The following is a 19,433-nucleotide window of genomic DNA, read 5'->3' as shown; positions in this document are numbered from 1 at the left end:
GCCGCCCCTGGTGCTTACTTGTCGCCCGGCAGTGGCGTGACGATGCATTCGGGCCGGGTGGGATCCTGGCAGCAGGCTTCGATCCCGGCGATGCTCTCGCGGTAGATCACCTCCCACTGCTCGCGGCTGTGCAGGTTGCCCGGCGGCATCCAGTGGGATTGCGGGAAGTGATAGCCCCACGCATCCAGCCCCTCCGTCTTCGACGGCTCATAGGTCATGGGCGTGAAGGTCTGGCACGATTGGAAATTGGTGATCCGGTGACAGCCGGTGCAGGTGTTGCCCCGCGTGGTGATGCTCATCGGCTTGGGCCAGTCGTTGAAGATGCCGATGGTGGTGGTGTATTTGCCGAACGGGTCCGACGGCAGCGATTTGGTCTGGGCGTAATAGGGGCTGTACATGAACGGGCTGGCGTCGTGGCACTGGGTGCAGGCCATCGGCCCCTCGTTCAACTGCTCCGGCGTGCTCCACGGGTTGCCGGGGGCGCCGGGGGGCTGGACGTTGCTGCCGTCGATGCCGTCCGACCCTTCCTTGGGTTCCGCCTGGAACCAGCAGGTGCTGCCGCTGCCGACGTCGTGAACCACCATGTTGATTTCGTCGTACAGGTGGGTGTCGGCGGGGCGGAACTGGGTCTGGCGGCACCAGACGGCGATCTGCGCCTTGGTGTCGTCGCGCAGCACCAGCGCGCGGGAATAGGGAGCGCACGGCTCCTTCTTCACCCCGCTCAGCAGCCCATTCTCCACCCCCGCCAGCAGCGAGGGCCGGTCGCAGGTCATGCCCGGCTGGTACTCCGCCGGCACCGCACCGTTGACGGTGATGGGGATCACCTCGCCGTTGCGGCAGTCGAAGGCGGGGATGGGGGCAATGGCCGCCTGACACGCCTTGGCATAGGCGGCACCGGTGTCGGACGGGGCGGTTTCGGCCAGGGTGGGGGCCGCGTGGGAAAGGGCAAGCCACGCCAGTGCGGCGAGGCTGCGGCGGATCAGGGTCATCATCGCCTCTCCGGTCATGACACCAGCCCCGGTTCGGCCAGGGCGGCCTTGCGAATCGCCGCGTAATAGCGCTTGTAGCCCGTACAGCGGCAGATGTGCGCGCCGCAGGCGTCGGCGATGGCCGCGTCCAACTGGTCGCGGGGCACCGGGGCGAAGCGCAGGGAATCCAGCAGGATGTGCGCCGCCATCAGGAACCCCGGCGCGCAATAGCCGCACTGGAACGCGAATTCGTCCAGAAACGATTTCTGCAGCGGGCTGAGATGGCGGGCATCGCCCAGCCCCTCCACCGTAAAGACCTCCTGTCCGCTCAGGTGTGCGGCGGGGGTGGAACAGGACAGCAGCGGGGTCAGGGCGGCGGTGGGCACGCGCCGCACCGCCACGGTGCAGGCCCGGCACACGCCGATGCCGCAGCCCAGCTTGGTGCCGGTCAGCCCCAGATCCTCTTGCAGGAAATCCAGCAGCGGCAGGTCGTCGGGCACGCTGCGTTCGTACAGCGTGCCGTTGATGGTGATGGCAACGGAAACGGTGGGCATCAGGCCGGCTCCTTCTTCTGCCGGATGTCGGCGGCGGTGACCGGCAGCGACCGGAACCGGCGGCCCACGGCGTGGGCGATGGCGTTGACGATGGCGGGGGCGATGGGGCACAGCACCGCTTCGGCGATGCCCTTGCCGTTGGCGTCCTCGGTCCCCAGCAGCTCCAGGGTCAGCCGGTCCAGCGGCACGTCCCCGGCCAGGGGGACGGAATAGCGGTCCAGGTTCCAGCGCCCGGACCCGCCGCCCTCCTTCAGCAGCGGCAGGTTTTCCAGCAGGGCATAGCCGATGCCCATGGCCGCCCCGCCCTCGTACTGGCCGGTCAGCAGGTCGGGCTGGATCACGCGTCCGGAATCCAGATAGGTGTGCAGGGCGATGACCCTGGCGGCGCCGGTGTCGCGGTTGACCTCCACCGCCGCCAGCGTGCCCGACGGGGCATAGTGGGAACGGCCATAGAGATACCCGTTGGCGGGCGGCGGCTTGGTGTCCTGGCGGTCGTGGATGCGCCAGTTGGCTTCCCCGCCCAGCCGGGTGGACAGGCCGTCGATCGGCCCGGTGTGACGCACCCCGTCCACGGTGTAGGTGCCCACCACCCAGCGCGCCTGGTTGTAGGCATGGACCATGGCCCCCACCACGCCCTTGCGGGCATGGGCGGCGGCGGCGATCTCGGCCAGCGGCAGGGGGCGGCGGCCCCGCGCGGTCAGGGCGCCGTCCTTCCACCGCACTTTGTCGGCGGCCACCCGGGCCCGCCACAGAACCCGCGCGGTGGGCAGGATGCCGGTCAGGAACAGCATGCGCGCCGCCTGTTCGGCGGCGTGGACCTGATGGAACCCGGTCAGACAGGCGCTGGACGACATGGAAAAGGATGCCGTATAGCGCGGGTTGGTCCAGACCTGTTCGGACGCCGGCAGAGTGCTGTCGAACCCCAGCCCGGCGACGAACGGCACCACCTTGCCCATGGCGATGGCGTCGGCGTTGGCCCCCAATGCCGCTGCCGTGCTGACCGCCAGCGAGGTGGCCGAGCCGTTGCCCATATCGACGGCGTTGGTGGACATGGTGATGCGCCCGTCGGGGGCCAGCGACACCTCGGCCATCACGCCGTCGCCGCCGGTGCCGAACGCCTGGTTGCTCAGGGCGAAGCCGACGCCATAGGCCAGGGTGGCGGTGTCGCGCCGCTGCTTTTCCGCCGCCCGGTCCGCCCACAGCGGGGTGGCGGCGGCGCGCTCGCAGATGTCCTTCAGGCGCATGGCCTGTTCGATCGGCGCGCCGGTCACGGTGCGGTCGCCGGTCTTCAGCACGTTGCGCAGGCGCAGGGCGATGGGGTCGATTTTCAGCGTTTCCGCCGCCTCGTCGATCAGGCATTCGATGCCGAAGAACGCCTGCGGTCCGCCGAACCCGCGCATGGAGCCGGCGACCACCCCCGGCGTCGGGCGGGCGCCGGCGTTGATCGCCACCTTGTCGATGTCGTAGCTGCCACCGCCGCAATAGGCGGCCAGTTGCGCCACCCATTGGCTGTAGTTGTTGTTGCCGCCGGCCTTCAGCACCATGTCGTATTCGATGGCGCGGAACCGCCCGTCGCGCCCGATGGCCAGACGGGGGGTGACCGTGGCGCCCAGCTGCTTCAGCCCCGACTGGAACTGTTCATAGCGGTCGTAGGCCAGACGCACCGGCCCGCCGGCATAGGCCGCGGCCAGAGCCATGATGACCGGCACCGTGGACACGTCGCGCCCGCCGAACCCGCCGCCGGGATAGCAGGAGTTCAGCACGATCGTGGAGACCTGGACCGGGCAGCCGGCGTTGGAGAACAGGTTCAGCGTGGTCTGGAAATCGCCGTTGGTGGATTGGGTGCCCAGCACCAGATGCAGCGTTCCGCCGGTTTGGCCGTCCTTTGCCGGTTCCAGCCAGCCCAGCCCCGCTTCCGGCTCCATGAAGACCGGATCGAGAACCTGGGTGTCATAGGTGCCGGTGAAGGTGGTGACGTCGCTCTGGTTGAATTCCGCCTTGATGTCGGCGCGCCACTTCCGGGCCTCCCGGTCCACGGGCGCGCTGCCGGTGGGGTTGCTCTGGCCGTCCTTGACCTGCGAGAACAGCTCCTGCTTCCCCTTGGCCACGCGGGTCAGATAGGTGGGCGGCGAATAGGGGGGCTGTTGCGGGCTGGCCCACATGTCGGGATCGGCGGCGGGGCCGTACTTTACCACGCCCTTGTGGAACTGAAGCCGCCGGGACGCCTGCCGCCAGGTGGCGAAGTCGGTGAAGATCAGGATCACCGCCGGCTGCCCGAAATAGACCGGCAGCTTGCCCTGCGCCACCAGAAGCCCGCCGGGCCGCCCCACCGGCGGTGTCATCGACGAGGGGAAGGTGATCTTGTCGTCCGCCAGCTTTTCCGCGGTGATGATCTGCTGGGGCAGCAGCTCCGGCGGCAGCACCGACAGGTCGATGCCCTGAAAGGGCCGGTCCACCACCGTGGTGCGCAGCACCAGGGCATAGCGTTCCGGCCCCGCCGGCCAGCCCTCCATGTCGCGGGCGCGGAAGTCGCGGGCGTAGATCTTGGCGCCCGTCACCTTCGGCACCCCCTCGATTCGGTAGCGCGCCTTTCCCGGCGGCCCGCTCCATGTGTTGGCCGGGGCCGCCTGCTGGGCGGTATCGGCGGCGGGGCCGGCTTCGGCCAGCCGCGTGTAGATCACCGTCAGTCCTGCTGCTCCCACCGACTGCAGGAATTCACGACGGTTCTGGAGAAAGCGCAGCGTCAATCTGGTCGCCTCCCTATTAAAAAATTATAATCACGACATTACAGGATAGAAATAATTCAGGCTTGGCTGTCTGAGTACTATTGTACACAAGCCTAAATTTGCGATTGTGATGTTTGCTATTCTTGAAAAGCTGTGTCAACAACCATTGATGCAAATTTCACGATAGGGCGATCCCAGGATCTTGACCGTTCGGTTGGCCTTGCGCACATAAAGGGCCATGCTTCTTCGCTGGATAGAGCGGCTGCTCGCCGCAACCCACACCGATCTGGCCCGCGCTGCCGGTGTGCTTCCCCCTGAAACCGTGCTGCACATGGTGGACGCCGCCGCGCTGGTGGCGTCCGCCGACGGTCCCGGTGCGGGCCGGGTCACCCGCGGGGAAGCGACGGAGACGCTGGGCCTCGTCCGGCAGCTTGCCAACCTGCGCCGTCTGGGCATGGAGCACGCCCGCACACGGTTCGAGGACACCGTGGACCGGCTGGAGAGGGAAGGGGAGCCGGCCCGTACCGTTCTGCTGGACCGGCTTGCGGCCTTGTCCGACCGCCCGGAGCATGCCCGGCTGCTGCTGCATGTGGCCGGGGCGGTGGCGGCGGTGGATGGGCAGGTCAGCGGCGCGGAGCAGGAGATGCTGGACCGGCTGGCCCGCACCCTGGGGCTGCCCACGGAAGCCCAGCGGGCGGATTCCTGCTAGGTGAGCCGGGATGGAGCCACGGACGGAGCACGGGAGATGGAGCGAATCGTCAGCGTGCGGCCCGGCATCGGCGCCACGGCCAGCATCCTCCAGGGGCGGGAACTGCGTCTGGCCCGGGTGGTAGTGGACCAGCCGACCCTGATCGTCGTCGCCTGCGGGCGCAAGCGGCTGGTCAACGGCGGCGGGGAGTGGGTGCTCGATTCCGGCGGGGCGGTGGTGGTGGCCGGCGGGCAGGCGTTCGACGTCATCAACACTCCCGGCGCCGATGGGGGTTACCGCGCCTCGTGGCTGGTCTTCGACGCGCGTGTGCTGGCCCGCTATGGGGCGGAGCGGCCCGAGGTGCCGGCGGTGTCCGCCGCCGTGGCCCTGCCGCGGCTGGAGCCGGATTTCCTCGATGCCTATGGCCGTGCCGTGGCGGCGGTGACGGCGGGGGATGCACTGCCCGCCCCCGTCGCCGAACAGCGCCTGCGCGAGGTGCTGGCGTGGCTGGGCCTGTACGGCGCCCGTCCGGCGTGTGCGCCGGGGGGATCGGTGGCCGCGCGGGTGCGGGATCTCTTTGCCGCCGACCCGGCCCGCGGCTGGACCGCCGCCGACGCCGCCCGCCATCTGGCCATGAGCGAACCCACCATGCGCCGCCGGCTGGCCGAGGAGGGGCAGAGCGCCAGCAGGATCCTGATCGACGTGCGCATGCACCGGGCGCTGATGCTGCTGCAATCCACCGACGCCCCGGTGACGCGGATCGCGTTCGATGTGGGGTACGACAGCCCGTCGCGTTTTGCCGTGCGTTTCCGCGAACGTTTCGGCCATTCCCCCACCGCCATCCGGGCCGGGGTGCTGGAAAGCGTGGAATGAGCGTTTCGGCACACGGCTTGATCGGTCCCGGCGCGCGGCGGTCCCGCCGACGCGCTAGGCTCGGTGCCGTCCCATCAAAGAAGGAGATGCACCGATGGTACCGAACCGTATCCGCGCCGGCTGGGCGGCAGCCCTGCTGCTGGCGGCCGCCGCCCCGGCCTGGGCGGGGGATTTCACCCTGCGCAGCGACACCATCGCCGATGGTGCCGCCCTGACCAAACGGCAGGAAGCGGCGGTGTTCGGCTGTTCCGGCCAGGGGCTGTCGCCCCATCTGGCATGGAGCGGGGCACCGGAAGGCACCAAGAGCTTCGTGGTCAGCGTCTACGATCCCGACGCCCCCACCGGGTCGGGGTTCTGGCACTGGGGGGTCATCAACATCCCCGCCTCAGCCACCAGCCTGCCGGAAGGGGCCGGTAACGGCGGCGTGTTGCCGCCGGGATCGGTGCAGACCCGGAACGATGCCGGCGCCAACGGCTTCCTGGGGCCGTGCCCGCCGCCGGGGCCGGCGCACCGCTACGTCTTCACGGTCCATGCCCTGAAGACGGACCGGCTGGAACTGGACGCGCAGGCCAGCGGCGCCCTGGTGGGGTTCATGGTTCACATGAACACCCTGGGCAAGGCATCGCTGACCGCCACCTACGGACGGTAAGACGTACGGGTGCCGGGACGTACGGGGTTCCCCCGAGACGTACGGGCACCCGCACGGGACACCCCCGGTTACAGCCGCCCGTGCGCGAAGTCCCAGTACAGGCGCCGGGCGGTGGCGGCCACCGGGCCGGCGCCAAGCTCGCGGTCCTCCAGCCGGGTGACCGGCACCACCTTGGAATAGTTGCCGGTGGAAAACACCTCGTCCGCCGCCCGCAGGTCGTCCAGCGTGATGGTACGCTCCTCCACCGTCATCCCGGCGCCGCGCAGCAGCCCGATGACCCGCTGGCGGGTGATGCCGTTGAGGAAGGTGCCGTTGGTCACCGGGGTGGCCACCACGCCGTCCGTGACGATGAACAGGTTGGCGGTGGCGAATTCCGCCACGTTGCCCAGCGGGTCCAGCATCACGGCGTTGCCGAAGCCCTTCTTCTGCGCCTCGCTCAGCGCCAGCCCGGCGTTGGGGTAGAGGCAGGCGGCCTTGGCCTGGGTGGGGGCGGTGCCCGGCAGCGGGCGGCGGTGGCTGGAGATGCAGGCGGTGAAGCCGGTGGCCGGCGGCATCGGCGCTTCGTGCAGGGTCAGCACGAAGCGGGTGCCCGCCGGTTCCGGCATCACGAAGCCGGTCTCGCCGTAGAACAGCGGGCGGACGTAGAGCGCGGCGTCGGCGGGGAAGCGGCGGATGCCTTCGCGGCACAGCGCCTCGATCTCCTCGGCCGTGTGGGTGGGTTCCAGCCCGATGGCGCGGGCCGAGCGGACCACGCGGGCGCAGTGACGGTCCAGGTCGGGGGCCACGCCTTCGAAGGCGCGGGCGCCGTCGAACACGATGGACGCCAGCCAGAAGGCGTGCGTCATCGGCCCCATCACCGGCGGGTTGCCCTCCACCCACTCCCCGTTGATCCAGGACAGGGCGCGCGGTGTATCGGTGCCGTGGTGGGCCATGGTGCAACTCCTCCCTCACGATGTTCGTTAGGGGGCGACGATACCCTTTCAGGGCCGTCTCTGTCCTGTCCTTTGCGTCAGCTTTGCCGACACATCGTATCGGCCAAGTGTTGGCTTGGCGAATATTATGACCTTGGCGTTTCCGACCACGGCGCTCTTGGCGCGCTCCAGCCGCGCATCACGCTGACCACCCGCAAGGTGAAGGCCGCCAGCACCCCCGCCCCCGCCACCAGCGGGCCGGACAGGCCGGCGTGTTCCCCCGCCACCACGATCACCGCCCCCAGCACGGCGGCGGAGGCGTAGATCTCCTCGCGCAGGACGCGGGGCACCTCGCACACCAGCACGTCGCGCACCACCCCGCCGCCGGCGGCGGTCACCACCCCCAGCAGAACCGAAGGCAGCGGCGTCAGCCCGGCGGCCAGCGCCTTCTGGCACCCGGCCACGGCGAACAGCCCCAGTCCCAGCGCGTCCAGCACCATCACCGGCTTGCCCAGCCGGTTGATCAGCGGATGGGCGGCAAAGGCGGTCAGGCCCGCCGCCAGCGCCACCCACAGGTAACGGTCGTCGCGGAAGGTGGCCGGCGGACCGGCCCCCAGCACCGCGTCGCGGATCACCCCGCCGGCAAGCGCGGTCGCCAGCGACAGCACCAGCACGCCGACCAGATCCAGCCGGTGGCGCACCGCCAGCGTGCCGCCGGTCAGCCCGAACACGAAAACCCCGGTCAGGTCCATCCACAGGACCAGACCGCTCATGTCCGGCAGGGTCAATCCGGGTGCCATGCCGTCCTCAGTCCAACTGCAGGGTGATGGCCTTGAGATAGGCGGATTCCGGCAGGTGCGGATGCACCGGGTGGTCGCAGCCGGCCCCCGACGAGCGCAGGATGCGCCCGGTGCGCCCGGCGTCGGTCAGCCCGCGGGCCACCTGCTCGGCGAACATCACCGGGTCCACGTTGTGGGAGCACGACGCCGCCAGCAGGAAGCCGCCGGGCCGGGTGATGCGCGCCGCCATGCGGGTCATCTTGCGGTAGGCGCGGCAGCCCACGGCCAGATCCTTCTTGGACTTCACGAAGGCCGGGGGATCGACGATCACCACGTCGAACAGCGCGCCCTCCGCCGCCAGCCGCTCCAACTCCTGGAAGGCTTCGGCGCGGCGGGCCTCGAACCGGTCCGACACGCCGTTGGCCGCGGCGGCACGGGTGGCGTTCTCCAGCGCCGCCTGCGACCGGTCCACCGCCACCACCGACGCCGCCCCGCGCACGGCACAGGTCACCGCGAAACCGCCATTGTAGCTGAAGAAGTCGATCACCGTCCCGCCCGCCGCCAGCGAGGCGATGAAGGCGCGGTTGTCGCGCTGGTCATAGAACCAGCCGGTCTTCTGCCCGCCCATGGGGTCGGCGTAGAAGGTGCAGCCGTTCTCCTCCAGCGTCAGCGGGCCGTCGATCTCCCCCTTCGCCAGCCTGGATTCCTCGGCCAGCCCCTCCAGCGCGCGCTGGGTGCTGTCGTTGCGCAGGATGACGGCGCGCGGCGCCAGCACGCTGTCGATGGCGGCGAGGATGGCGTCCATCCGGCTGTCCATGAACACCGAATTGGCCTGCACCGTCACCACGTCGCCGTAGCGGTCCACGATCAGCCCCGGCAGCCCGTCGGCCTCCGCATGGATGGCCCGGTAATAGGGGCGGCCGTAGAGCCGGTCGCGCAGAGCCACCGCCCGCGCGATTCGCCCGGACAGAAAGTCGTGGTCGATCACCGCTCCCGTGTCGGTGGTCAGAAGACGGGCGGCGATCAACGTATGTGGGTTGAAGGTGGCCAGCCCCAAGGCCGATCCCCCTGCGTCCAGAAGCCGCACCACGCTGCCCGGCGGGATGACCTTGGCGGTCTGGTCCATCTGGACCTCGTTGGAATAGACCCACGGGTGCCCCGACCGGATGCGTTTGTCGCGGTTGGGGTGCAGGCGGACCACAGGGTATTTCGGGGCGTTGGCTTTGGCGGACATCACGGGAATCGGAAATGGGGGGATCAAGGCCCGCATCCTACCGTGCGCGCCACGGCGCGCAAGCCGGAGTCGGGGCGGGCAGGGATGCAACACGCCCTCACGGGGCGGGTGGCCGGTGGCATCGCCCGCTGCCGGGCCGAAAAAGATCACGGGCCGGGCGCGGGGAAGGGCGGCGGGTCAGTGCGCCTTTTTCATCATGTCGGAGGGGGCGGCGGCGGGAGGCAGCACCTTGCACAGCCTGCGGCATTCTACCGCATGGCCGCTCTCGCGGAAGGCGTCGAGCAGCGGGCGGCCCCGGCCGCACGGCGCCGCGCCACGGGTGTCGAGGCTGGTGTGGATGGCGGTGCAGGCCAGCGACGAGGCCAGGCGGTCAACCGCGCCCACCAGGGTCAACGCGGCCCCCGCCATGTCGAAAAGGTCCAGAACGATGACGTTTTCGACCGTCAGAACCGCTCCATGCACCAGATCCTGTGTGCGGGCGTAGGAGAAAAGGCCATGGATATAGCCGTTTCCGTTCTGAATCCCGACGATGCCGGTGGGCGCCGGGCGGGGCCCGTCCTCGGGCATGACGGCGCGCGCGAACGCGCGCCAGCGCTCCACGTCCAGCCCCGGCGCCAGAACCTGGACCAGCGGAAACGCCTGATCGATCTGGCGCGACGTCAAAGGTTTTGCGATAAAGCCGGTGTCCATGCCCAATCCGCCGCGCCTCTCCCCGGTGCAGCACGGCACCTTGACAGGGGCCGGGCGGAGCGGTCGTTGACCTAGATCAATGTTGTATGACCGGCCCCTCCACGATAGTGGCGGTATCAGCGACAGGGTGTGCGCGGCGTTCTTCCTCGGGCCGTGTGCACCCTGCTGTTCTTCTCAAGCGACGTACCCTGCGAGAGTTCCTCAAGAGAGCGGCCCGAGCCGCCCGGGGCAAACGGGAGAGATTGTATGACATCAGCGACTCTGACCCCAGGGGCCGCCCTGGGTGGCCAGCGGTCGGATGAAGTCCGGTATTATGAGGACGTAATCCGGCTCTTCACCATCGCGGCAGTTTTCTGGGGCGTCGTCGGCTTCGCGGCCGGCGTGTTCATCGCGCTTCAGCTCGCCTTCCCGGCGTTGAACCTCGGTCTGGAATGGACCAGCTTCGGGCGCCTGCGCCCGGTCCACACCTCGGCCGTGATCTTCGCCTTCGGTGGCAACGTTCTGTTCGCCACCTCGCTCTACTCGGTGCAGCGCACCTGCCGGCAGTTCCTGTTCGGCGGCGAGGGGCTGGCCAAGTTCGTCTTCTGGAACTACCAGATCTTCATCGTTCTGGCCGCGCTGTCCTATGCTCTGGGCTACACCCAGGGTAAGGAATACGCCGAGCCGGAATGGATCCTGGACCTGTATCTGACGGTCATCTGGGTCATTTACGCCATCATCTTCATCGGTACGGTGATGACGCGGCGTGAATCCCACATCTACGTGGCCAACTGGTTCTTCCTGGCGTTCATCCTCACGGTCGCGATCCTGCACCTGGGCAACAACGTCAACGTTCCGGTGTCGCTGTTCGGCATGAAGAGCTATCCCTTCGTGTCGGGCGTGCAGAGCGCCATGGTGCAGTGGTGGTACGGGCACAACGCGGTGGGCTTCTTCCTGACCGCCGGCTTCCTGGGCATCATGTACTACTTCGTGCCCAAGCGCGCCGAGCGTCCGGTCTATTCGTACCGCCTGTCGATCGTCCACTTCTGGACCCTGATCTTCCTGTACATCTGGGCCGGTCCGCACCACCTGCACTACACGGCTCTGCCGGATTGGGCGCAGACGCTGGGCATGACCTTCTCGGTCATGCTGTGGATGCCGTCGTGGGGCGGCATGATCAACGGCATCATGACTCTGTCGGGTGCCTGGGACAAGCTGCGCACCGACCCGGTCCTGCGCTTCCTGGTGTCGTCGGTCGCCTTCTACGGCATGTCCACGTTCGAAGGCCCGCTGATGTCGGTGAAGCCGGTGAATGCGCTGTCGCACTACACCGACTGGACCATCGGCCACGTGCATTCCGGTGCGCTGGGCTGGGTGGCCTTCATCTCCTTCGGCGCCATCTACTACCTCGTGCCCGTCCTGTGGAAGCGCTCGCAGCTCTACAGCATGCGTCTGGTCAGCTACCACTTCTGGACCGCCACCATCGGCATCGTGCTTTACATCACCGCCATGTGGGTGTCGGGCATCATGCAGGGCCTGATGTGGCGCGCGTACGACAACCTGGGCTTCCTCCAGTACTCGTTCGTGGAAACGGTCGCCGCCATGCATCCGTTCTACGTGATCCGCGCCATGGGCGGCGTCCTGTTCCTGACCGGCGCGCTGATCATGGTCTACAACCTGTGGCGCACCGCCAAGGGCGACATCCGCATCGAGAAGCCCTACGTCACGGCGCCCCACAAGGCCGCCGTCGGCGCGGCCTGATAGGGCGGGAGGAAGTTGATTATGGCTGCAGAAAAGAAGGGCTTTAGCCACGATACGATCGAGCGGAACACGCTTCTGCTGATCGTTCTGGTGCTGGTCACGGTCGCCATCGGCGGCCTGGTCCAGATCGTGCCCCTGTTCACCATCGAATCGACCATCGAGAAGGTGGAGGGGGTCCGCCCCTATTCGCCGCTCGAACTGGCCGGCCAGGACATCTATCTGCGCGAAGGCTGCTACAACTGCCACAGCCAGATGATCCGTCCGTTCCGCGACGAGGTGGAGCGCTACGGTCACTACTCGCTGGCCGCGGAATCGATGTACGACCACCCCTTCCAGTGGGGTTCCAAGCGTACCGGTCCCGATCTGGCCCGCGTGGGCGGCAAGTATTCCAACGACTGGCAGGTGGCCCATCTGGTCAACCCGCGCGCGGTCGTGCCGGAATCGATCATGCCCGGCTACAGCTGGATGAAGGACCGTCCGCTGAAGTACGGCGACATCGCCGACCGCATGAAGACCCTGAAGATCGTCGGCGTGCCCTACACCGATGAGCAGATCGCCAACGCCAAGGCGGACCTGGAAGCCCAGCGGGCTCCCGATGGTGACACCGCGGCCCTGATGAAGCGCTACCCCAAGGCGGTGGTGGCCAACTTCACGGGGAACAAGGCCGTCACCGAAATGGACGCTCTGGTCGCCTATCTGCAGGTTCTGGGCACCATGGTGGACTTCACGAAGTACCAGTCGCCCAAGCAGTTGCTGCAGTAACCAACCCCTAGGAGGAATCCATGGACTTGGATTCGATCACGGTTGCTCTGCGGTCCTTCTGGACGCTCTGGCTCATGCTTCTGCTCGCCGGGATCATGGCGTACGCCATGTGGCCGGGGAACAGGAACAAGTTCGACGAAGCCGCCAGCATTCCGCTCAAGGATGACGGTCAGGAGTTTTAGGCGATGGCGAGAAATATTGAGAAGGACGCTCTCTCCGGCGTCGAAACCACCGGCCACGAGTGGGACGGCCTGAAGGAGCTGAACAACCCGCTGCCCAAGTGGTGGCTGTACGTCTTCTACGTCTGCATTGCGTGGTCGCTGGTGTACTACGTGCTCTACCCGGCCTGGCCGCTGGGCAAGTCGCACACGACCGGCGTCCTGGGCTGGACCATGCGCGAGCAGATCGTGGAAGACCTGAACAAGGCGAAGCAGGCCCAGTCGAAGTTCACCTCGGCCATCGCGGCGAAGTCCGTCGATGAGATCCAGAAGGACAACGAGCTGCGCAACTTCGCCATGGCCGGCGGCCGCACCATGTTCAACGAGAACTGCGCGGCCTGTCACGGCGCCGGTGGCCAGGGGGCCAAGGGCTTCCCCTCGCTGGCCGACGACGTGTGGCTGTGGGGCGGCACCACCGCGGACATCTACAAGACCATCCAGCACGGCATCCGTGCGGATGATCCCGATACCCGCGGCCCGGCCGGCATGACCGCGTTCGGCAAGGACGGCATCCTGAACGCCGGCCAGATCGATCAGGTGTCGGAATACGTGCTGTCGCTCACCAACCGTGCGACCGACGCCGCCAAGGCGACGGCCGGTCAGGCCGTGTTCGAAGAGAACTGCGTCGCCTGCCACGGTGAAAAGGGCATCGGCAGCGTGAAGGCCGGCATCGAAGTCGGCGCCCCGCCGCTGAACACCGCCTCGTGGATCTTCGGCGGTGACAAGGCCACCCTGATGGAAACCATCACCAACGGCCGCGCCGGCGTGATGCCCAACTGGGCCAAGCGTCTGGACGACGTGACCATCAAGCAGCTGGCCGTGTACGTCCACAACCTGGGCGGCGGCCAGTAAGGCTTCGCTTCAGGTCTGCTGAAAAGGGCGCCGGGGGAAACATCCCCCGGCGCTTTTTTTATGCTCTTTTGAGGGCTATGACCTTGGAATGAGCGGCTTCTGATAAAAGTCTTATGGACCATTGATCCATCGCAATGCCCCTGCGGCACCGCGCCGCCATAGTCCGGGCGCGGCCACGCGCACCATTTTGCCAGGCGTAACGACCGATTTCCTTCCCCGCCGCCCCCCGTTCCTGGGGCCGCGCGGCGGTCCGACAAGGCCCACCACACCGCCACGGCCCGGCTGCGGACCATGGGCGGGCACGAGAAGGCAGGATTATGAGCACGGCTTCCGACTCTCAGCCGAAGGCTGAAAAACGCGCCTCCCGCTCCCTCTACAACAAGCATTCCAAGGTCTATCCGCGCGCGGTGTCCGGCACCTTCCGGCGCCTGAAATGGGCGGCGCTGTTCGTCCTGCTCGGCATCTACTACATCCTGCCGTGGGTGCGCTGGGACCGGGGCGGCCATGCGCCGGATCAGGCGGTGCTGCTGGATCTGGCCAACCGCCGCTTCTACCTGTTCTTCGTCGAGCTGTGGCCGCAGCAGATCTATTACCTGACCGGCGTGCTGATCGTGTCGGCCATCGGGCTGTTCCTGGCGACGGCGTTGGCCGGGCGTCTGTGGTGCGGCTACGCCTGCCCGCAGACGGTTTGGACCGACCTGTTCGTGTGGGTCGAGCGCAAGATCGAAGGCGACCGCGGCGAGCGCATCCGTCTGGACCAGCAGCCCTGGGGCTGGAGCAAGTTCCGCAAGAAGGCGGCCAAGAACGCCGCGTGGCTGCTGATCTCGCTGCTGACCGGCGGGGCGTGGATCTTCTATTTCACCGACGCGCCGACCCTGGTTGCTGAGATGCTGCGGTTCCAGGCCAGTTCCACCGCCATCGGCTTCATCGGCCTGTTCACCGCCACCACCTTCATCCTGGCCGGCTACGCGCGTGAGCAGGTGTGCCTCTACATGTGCCCCTGGCCGCGGTTCCAGAGCGCCATGACCGACGAGGAAAGCCTGATCGTCACCTATGAGGACTGGCGGGGCGAGGGCCGGGCGCCCATCCGCAAGTCGCAGACGTGGGACGAGCGGGTGGCCGCGGGCCACGGCGACTGCATCGACTGCTTCGCCTGCGTCCAGGTGTGCCCCACCGGCATCGACATCCGCGACGGCATGCAGATGGGCTGCATCGGCTGCGGCCTGTGCGTGGACGCCTGCAACGAGGTGATGCACAAGATCGGGCGGCCCGGCAATCTGGTGCGCTTCGACACCCAGCTCAATCAGGTGTCGCAGGGCACGGCGGGCAAGCGGGTGCCGATCCGTCTGATCCGTCCGCGCACCATCATTTATGCCGCCATGATGACGGTGGTGATGGGGGCGATCGCCGCCGGGCTGGTGTTCAAGCCGGGGCTGGACATCTCGGTGCTGCGCGACCGGGCGCCGCTGTACGTGGCCCTCTCCGACGGGTCCATCCGCAACGCGTACACCTTCAAGATCTCCAACATGACCCGCGACCCGCGGGAGTACACCTTGACCGTGGGCGGTCTGGCCGGGGCCGAACTGGCCGTGGCCGGCGAGGACCAGGGCAAGGTTTCCACCGGGCTGAAGCTGTCGGCGGCCCCGGATTCGGTCGCCACCTATCGAATCTTTGTGACCGTGCCCACGTCGAGTTTGCATGGCGCGTCGATGGGGCTTACCTTCACGCTGACCTCGGCCAATGGTGAGACCGCCCGGTATGAGACGGTGTTCATGGGGCCGGGCAACTGATCTCCGACACTTAGGACCGGGTAATGCCCATGACGTCCGTGCCATCGTTGAACCAGGGGCAATCATCGCCGGGGGGCCGTTCGCGGGCCCCCGGCTGGTATATTCCCTGGATTTTCGTCGCCGCCTTTATGGTTGTTCTTGCGGTGAACGGGGTGATGATCTACGTCGCCACCTCCACCTACACCGGGCTGGAAACCGAAGAACACTTCATGAAGGGCATCAAGTACAACGATGACCTTGCCGGCGCGCGTGCCCAGGCGGCCCGCGCGTGGAAGGTATCGCTGGACTTCACCAGCCCCGAGGACCGCAAGGGTCTGGTGGCCGTGACGCTTCACGACAAGTACGGCAACCTGCTGAAGGATGCCCGCGTCACCGTCTCGTTCACGCGCCCGACCAACCAGGGCTATGACCAGACCCTCGACCTCCCCTACCTGGGCGAGGGGCGCTATGCCCAGCCGGTCGAATTCGCCATGGCCGGCGTCTGGGACATGCGGGTGAAGATCGACCATTCCACCGGCGACTATCAGGATCAGAAGCGAGTCTGGGTCCAGTAACCATGACCTGCTGCCAGCACTGCGGGCAGGAACTGCCCGTTGGCGTGGAGCCTGCACCGGAATCCGGGGCAGGCTCCTTCTGCTGTTCGGGGTGTGCCGCGGCCTACGACATGGTGCGCGGGCTGGGGCTGGAGCGGTATTACGACCGCCGCACCGTCGATCCCGCCGCCCGGCCCCTGCGCCCCGACGCCGACGCGCCCGCCATCGACTATGCCCCCCACGCCCATGACGGCGGCGACGGCACCGCGTCGCTGCACCTGATGATCGACGGGCTGCAGTGCGCGGCCTGTGTCTGGCTGATCGAAACGGTGCTGGCCCGCCAGCCGGGGGTGGTGCAGGCGCGGATGAACATGACCACCCGCCGCCTGACCATCCGCTGGAACACGGGCGAGGCCGACGCCAACGGCGTGGTGGATGTGGTGACGCGGCTGGGTTACCGCGCCGTGCCCTTCGACCCCGGCCGGCTGGGCAACGCGCAGAAGAAGACCGAGACGGAACTGCTGCGCGCCATGGCGGTGGCGGGGTTCGCCGCGTCCAACGTCATGCTGCTGTCGGTCTCGGTATGGGCCGGCTACACCCAGGGCATGGGGCCGGCGACCCGCGACCTGATGCACTGGCTGTCGGCGCTGATCTGCCTGCCGGCGATTGCCTATTGCGTGCGGCCCTTTGCCCGGTCGGCCTTTGCCGCCCTGCGGCGCGGGCGCACCAACATGGACGTGCCCATCACCATCGGCGTCCTGCTCGCCACGGGCATGAGCCTGTACGAGACCATGAACAGCGGCCTGCACGCCTATTTCGACGGGGCGGTGATGCTGCTGTTCTTCCTGCTGATCGGGCGCTACCTCGACCAGCGGGCGCGGGGCCGGGCGCGCTCGGCGGCGGAGCATCTGCTGGGGCTGCAGGCCACGGCGGTGACGGTGCTGGGGGCCGACGGGCGTTCCTCCATCCGTCCGCCGGAACAGGTGGAGCCGGGGGCAACGGTGCTGGTCGCCATGGGCGAACGGGTGCCGGTGGACGGGGTGGTGCTGGACGGCGTGTCCGACCTGGACACAGCCCTCATCACGGGCGAGACGGTGCCGAACGCGGTGAAGCCGGGCGACCGGGTGTTCGCCGGCATGATGAATCTGACGGCACCTCTGCGCCTGACCGTCACCGCGGTGGGCGAGGGCACGCTGCTGGCCGAGATCGTCCGGCTGATGGAGGTGGCGGAGCAGGGCCGCGCCAAATACGTCGCCATCGCCGACCGGGTGTCGCGGCTCTATGCCCCGGTGGTGCATGTGGCGGCCTTGTCCACCTTCCTCGGCTGGTTCTTCCTGGGCCGGGTGGAATGGCAGGACGCGCTGATGAACGCGGTGGCGGTGCTGATCATCACCTGCCCCTGCGCGCTGGCGCTGGCGGTGCCGGTGGTGCAGGTCATCGCGTCGGGCCGGCTGATGCGCCAGGGCATTCTGCTGAAATCCGCCACGGCGCTGGAACGGCTGGCCACCATCGACACCGTGGTGTTCGACAAGACCGGCACCCTGACCGAAGGCCGCCCGGAAGCGCGCCTGTCGGGCATCGACGCCGCCGTCCTGCGGCTTGCCGCCGGCATGGCCGGGGCCAGCCGCCACCCGCTGGCCCGCGCGCTGGTGCGCGCGGTGCCCGGCGTGCCGGTGACGGCGGGCGTGCGCGAGGTGCCGGGCGCCGGCCTGGCGCTGGACACCGACGACGGGGAGATCCGCCTGGGCAGCCGGGTGTTCACCGGGGCTGCGTCCACGGCGGATGACGATGCCATGGCGGCGGGGCCGGAGTTGTGGCTGGCCCGTCCCGGCCACGCCCCGGTGCGCATCGGCTTCACCGACACCCCCCGGCCCGACGCCGCGGCGGTGGTGGCGGTGCTGAAGGCCCGTGGCATGGCGGTGTCGCTGCTGTCGGGCGACCGTCCCGGTGCGGTGCGCGCGGTGGCCGGGGCGCTGGGCATCGACGATTGGAAGGCGGCGCAAAGCCCCACCGACAAGACCGACGCGCTGCACGCCCTGACGGCGGCGGGGCGGCGGGTGCTGATGGTGGGCGACGGGCTGAACGACGCCCCGGCCCTGGCCGCGGCCACGGTGTCCATGTCGCCGTCCACGGCGGTGGATGTCAGCCAGACGGCGGCGGACGTGGTGTTCCAGGGCCGCAACCTGTCCCCCATCGCCGAGGCGCTGGCGGTGTCGCGGCAATCGGGGGTTCTGGTCCGCCAGAATTTCGCCATCGCCATCGTTTACAACATCTGTGCCGTGCCGCTGGCCATGGCGGGAATGCTGACGCCGCTGCTGGCGGCGCTGGCCATGTCGTCGTCGTCGCTGCTGGTGATCGTCAACGCGTTGCGGCTCAGCCGCAGCCGGGGCTTGAAGGAAGGATGCCGTGACCGAGCTTCTCTATTTGATTGCAGCCGCTCTCAGCCTGGGCCTTCTGGCCCTGGCGGGGTTTCTGTGGGCACTGAAGTCGGGCCAGTTCGATGATCTGGACGGGGCGGCCCACCGTATCCTGTTCGACGACGGCGATGTCCCCCCGGCTCCGCCGGTCCGGCCCGTGGCGGGGGGCGTGACGGAGGACAAGCGATGAGTCTTTCCCGGCAACAGGCACGGGATTTGCAAAATAGCCGCTACCCCCGCTGCCATGGTTGCGAAGTGTCAGGAATATGACCATGATGGGGGCCGTTGCCGGATTTGGCGTGGTGCCGCAATGCCTCCGTTTGACATGGGCCGCGCCCGCGAGAAGGGCGCCGTGACCGAAATGAACCCATGCGGCGCCTGTCCGGTGCGCAGCCTGACCATCTGTGCCGCCCTCGACCCGGAAGAAGTCCGCCGGCTGGCCGACATCATTCAGACCGTGCGGGTGGAAGCGAACCAGACCGTGTTCGGCGAGGGCGATGCGGCGGACACCCTCTACAACGTTACATCGGGAACGGTGAAACTCTACAAGCTGTTGCCCGACGGGCGGCGCCAGATCACCGGCTTCGTCGCCACCGGCGATTTCCTGGGGCTGGCGGTCAACGAAAGCTACGCCTACAGCGCCGAAACCGTCACCGCCTGTACCCTCTGCCGCTTCCCGCGGCGGAAGATGGAGGCGCTGATGGACGAATTCCCCAAGATGCAGCGGCGGCTGTTCTCCATGGCCTCCAACGAGCTGGCGGCGGCGCAGGATCAGATGCTGCTGCTGGGGCGCAAGACGGCCAAGGAAAAGATCTGCTCCTTCCTCATCATGCTGTCCCAGCGGGCGGCCCGGCGGGGGCACAAGGAAAACCCCGTCTATGTGCCCATGAGCCGGGCGGACATCGCCGATTACCTGGGGCTGACCACCGAAACCGTCAGCCGCACCTTCACCCAGTTGAAAACCGCCGGCACCATCTCGTTGCAGGAAGGCAACAAGGTGCTGATCGCCGACCTCGATGCCATCTACGATATGGCCGAAGGCTGCTGAG

The 19,433-nt window shown here is 68.0% G+C and carries 19 protein-coding genes; 12 read left to right on the top strand and 7 right to left on the bottom strand.

Annotated elements, in window-relative coordinates; translation table 11 throughout:
- Positions 1-14: 14 nt before the first annotated feature.
- Genes M2352_RS02215 through M2352_RS02205 form a run of 3 tightly spaced genes read right to left on the bottom strand, consistent with a single transcriptional unit; the run spans position 15 to position 4,269 of the window.
- Positions 15-1,007, bottom strand: a complete 993-nt coding sequence (locus tag M2352_RS02215; RefSeq protein ID WP_264662884.1) for a hypothetical protein — start codon at positions 1,005-1,007, stop codon at positions 15-17.
- Positions 1,004-1,522: a (2Fe-2S)-binding protein gene (locus M2352_RS02210; protein WP_264662883.1), complete on the bottom strand. Its 519-nt coding sequence runs from the start codon at positions 1,520-1,522 to the stop codon at positions 1,004-1,006. The genes M2352_RS02215 and M2352_RS02210 overlap by 4 nt, the downstream gene beginning before the upstream one ends.
- Entirely contained in the window at positions 1,522-4,269 is a 2,748-nt protein-coding gene (locus M2352_RS02205) for a xanthine dehydrogenase family protein molybdopterin-binding subunit (protein ID WP_264662882.1), read from the bottom strand. The genes M2352_RS02210 and M2352_RS02205 overlap by 1 nt, the downstream gene beginning before the upstream one ends.
- A gap of 217 nt (positions 4,270-4,486) precedes the next feature.
- Between M2352_RS02205 and M2352_RS02200 the strand changes: the two genes are divergently transcribed.
- The 3 genes from M2352_RS02200 to M2352_RS02190 all read left to right on the top strand — a co-directional run bounded on the left by M2352_RS02200 (position 4,487) and on the right by M2352_RS02190 (position 6,458).
- The gene (locus tag M2352_RS02200; protein ID WP_264662881.1) at positions 4,487-4,957 is read left to right on the top strand and encodes a tellurite resistance TerB family protein; all 471 of its coding nucleotides are present in this window, start codon (positions 4,487-4,489) and stop codon (positions 4,955-4,957) included.
- A 36-nt stretch (positions 4,958-4,993) separates the two neighbouring features.
- Entirely contained in the window at positions 4,994-5,809 is an 816-nt protein-coding gene (locus M2352_RS02195) for a helix-turn-helix transcriptional regulator (RefSeq protein WP_264662880.1), read from the top strand.
- A gap of 94 nt (positions 5,810-5,903) precedes the next feature.
- Positions 5,904-6,458 (top strand): YbhB/YbcL family Raf kinase inhibitor-like protein, encoded by a 555-nt coding sequence (locus M2352_RS02190; RefSeq protein WP_264662879.1) that lies wholly within the window; start codon positions 5,904-5,906, stop codon positions 6,456-6,458.
- 68 nt (positions 6,459-6,526) lie between these two features.
- Here the strand turns inward: M2352_RS02190 and M2352_RS02185 are convergent, their stop codons facing one another.
- The 4 genes from M2352_RS02185 to M2352_RS02170 all read right to left on the bottom strand — a co-directional run bounded on the left by M2352_RS02185 (position 6,527) and on the right by M2352_RS02170 (position 10,072).
- A complete protein-coding gene (locus M2352_RS02185; RefSeq protein WP_264662878.1) occupies positions 6,527-7,390 on the bottom strand; it encodes a branched-chain amino acid aminotransferase in 864 nt (287 codons plus the stop codon).
- A 125-nt stretch (positions 7,391-7,515) separates the two neighbouring features.
- On the bottom strand, positions 7,516-8,169 hold the full coding sequence (locus tag M2352_RS02180) for a trimeric intracellular cation channel family protein (protein ID WP_264662877.1): 654 nt from the start codon (positions 8,167-8,169) through the stop codon (positions 7,516-7,518).
- A gap of 7 nt (positions 8,170-8,176) precedes the next feature.
- Positions 8,177-9,382: a class I SAM-dependent rRNA methyltransferase gene (locus M2352_RS02175; RefSeq protein ID WP_264662876.1), complete on the bottom strand. Its 1,206-nt coding sequence runs from the start codon at positions 9,380-9,382 to the stop codon at positions 8,177-8,179.
- A 177-nt stretch (positions 9,383-9,559) separates the two neighbouring features.
- Entirely contained in the window at positions 9,560-10,072 is a 513-nt protein-coding gene (locus M2352_RS02170) for a hypothetical protein (protein ID WP_264662875.1), read from the bottom strand.
- A 246-nt stretch (positions 10,073-10,318) separates the two neighbouring features.
- Here M2352_RS02170 and ccoN point away from each other — a divergent pair, with 246 nt between their 5' ends.
- The 9 genes from ccoN (at position 10,319) to M2352_RS02125 (ending at position 19,432) form a co-directional block, all read left to right on the top strand.
- Complete coding sequence (gene ccoN / locus M2352_RS02165) at positions 10,319-11,812, top strand: cytochrome-c oxidase, cbb3-type subunit I (protein ID WP_264662873.1); 1,494 nt, start codon at positions 10,319-10,321, stop codon at positions 11,810-11,812.
- Between the two features lie 21 nt (positions 11,813-11,833).
- Positions 11,834-12,574 (top strand): cytochrome-c oxidase, cbb3-type subunit II, encoded by a 741-nt coding sequence (ccoO, locus tag M2352_RS02160; protein ID WP_264662871.1) that lies wholly within the window; start codon positions 11,834-11,836, stop codon positions 12,572-12,574.
- Between the two features lie 20 nt (positions 12,575-12,594).
- Positions 12,595-12,756 carry a cbb3-type cytochrome c oxidase subunit 3 gene (locus M2352_RS02155; protein WP_264662870.1) on the top strand — a complete coding sequence of 54 codons (162 nt, stop codon included), beginning with the start codon at positions 12,595-12,597 and terminating at the stop codon, positions 12,754-12,756.
- Positions 12,757-12,759: 3 nt separating this feature from the next.
- Positions 12,760-13,644: a cytochrome-c oxidase, cbb3-type subunit III gene (gene ccoP / locus M2352_RS02150; protein WP_264662869.1), complete on the top strand. Its 885-nt coding sequence runs from the start codon at positions 12,760-12,762 to the stop codon at positions 13,642-13,644.
- Between the two features lie 317 nt (positions 13,645-13,961).
- Positions 13,962-15,434 (top strand): cytochrome c oxidase accessory protein CcoG, encoded by a 1,473-nt coding sequence (gene ccoG, locus M2352_RS02145; RefSeq protein WP_264662868.1) that lies wholly within the window; start codon positions 13,962-13,964, stop codon positions 15,432-15,434.
- A 23-nt stretch (positions 15,435-15,457) separates the two neighbouring features.
- On the top strand, positions 15,458-15,988 hold the full coding sequence (locus tag M2352_RS02140) for a FixH family protein (RefSeq protein ID WP_319802012.1): 531 nt from the start codon (positions 15,458-15,460) through the stop codon (positions 15,986-15,988).
- Between the two features lie 2 nt (positions 15,989-15,990).
- Positions 15,991-18,471, top strand: coding sequence for a heavy metal translocating P-type ATPase (locus M2352_RS02135; protein WP_264662866.1), 2,481 nt, complete (start codon positions 15,991-15,993; stop codon positions 18,469-18,471).
- On the top strand, positions 18,374-18,574 hold the full coding sequence (gene ccoS, locus M2352_RS02130; protein ID WP_264662865.1) for a cbb3-type cytochrome oxidase assembly protein CcoS: 201 nt from the start codon (positions 18,374-18,376) through the stop codon (positions 18,572-18,574). Before M2352_RS02135 ends, ccoS begins: the two co-directional genes overlap by 98 nt.
- A 171-nt stretch (positions 18,575-18,745) precedes the next feature.
- Positions 18,746-19,432 carry a Crp/Fnr family transcriptional regulator gene (locus M2352_RS02125; RefSeq protein ID WP_264665288.1) on the top strand — a complete coding sequence of 229 codons (687 nt, stop codon included), beginning with the start codon at positions 18,746-18,748 and terminating at the stop codon, positions 19,430-19,432.
- Position 19,433 lies beyond the last annotated feature (1 nt).

Source organism: Azospirillum fermentarium, from assembly GCF_025961205.1.
Classification (GTDB): domain Bacteria; phylum Pseudomonadota; class Alphaproteobacteria; order Azospirillales; family Azospirillaceae; genus Azospirillum; species Azospirillum fermentarium.
Note: the sequence above shows the minus strand (reverse complement) of the source record. Positions and strands in the feature narration are given on the sequence as shown.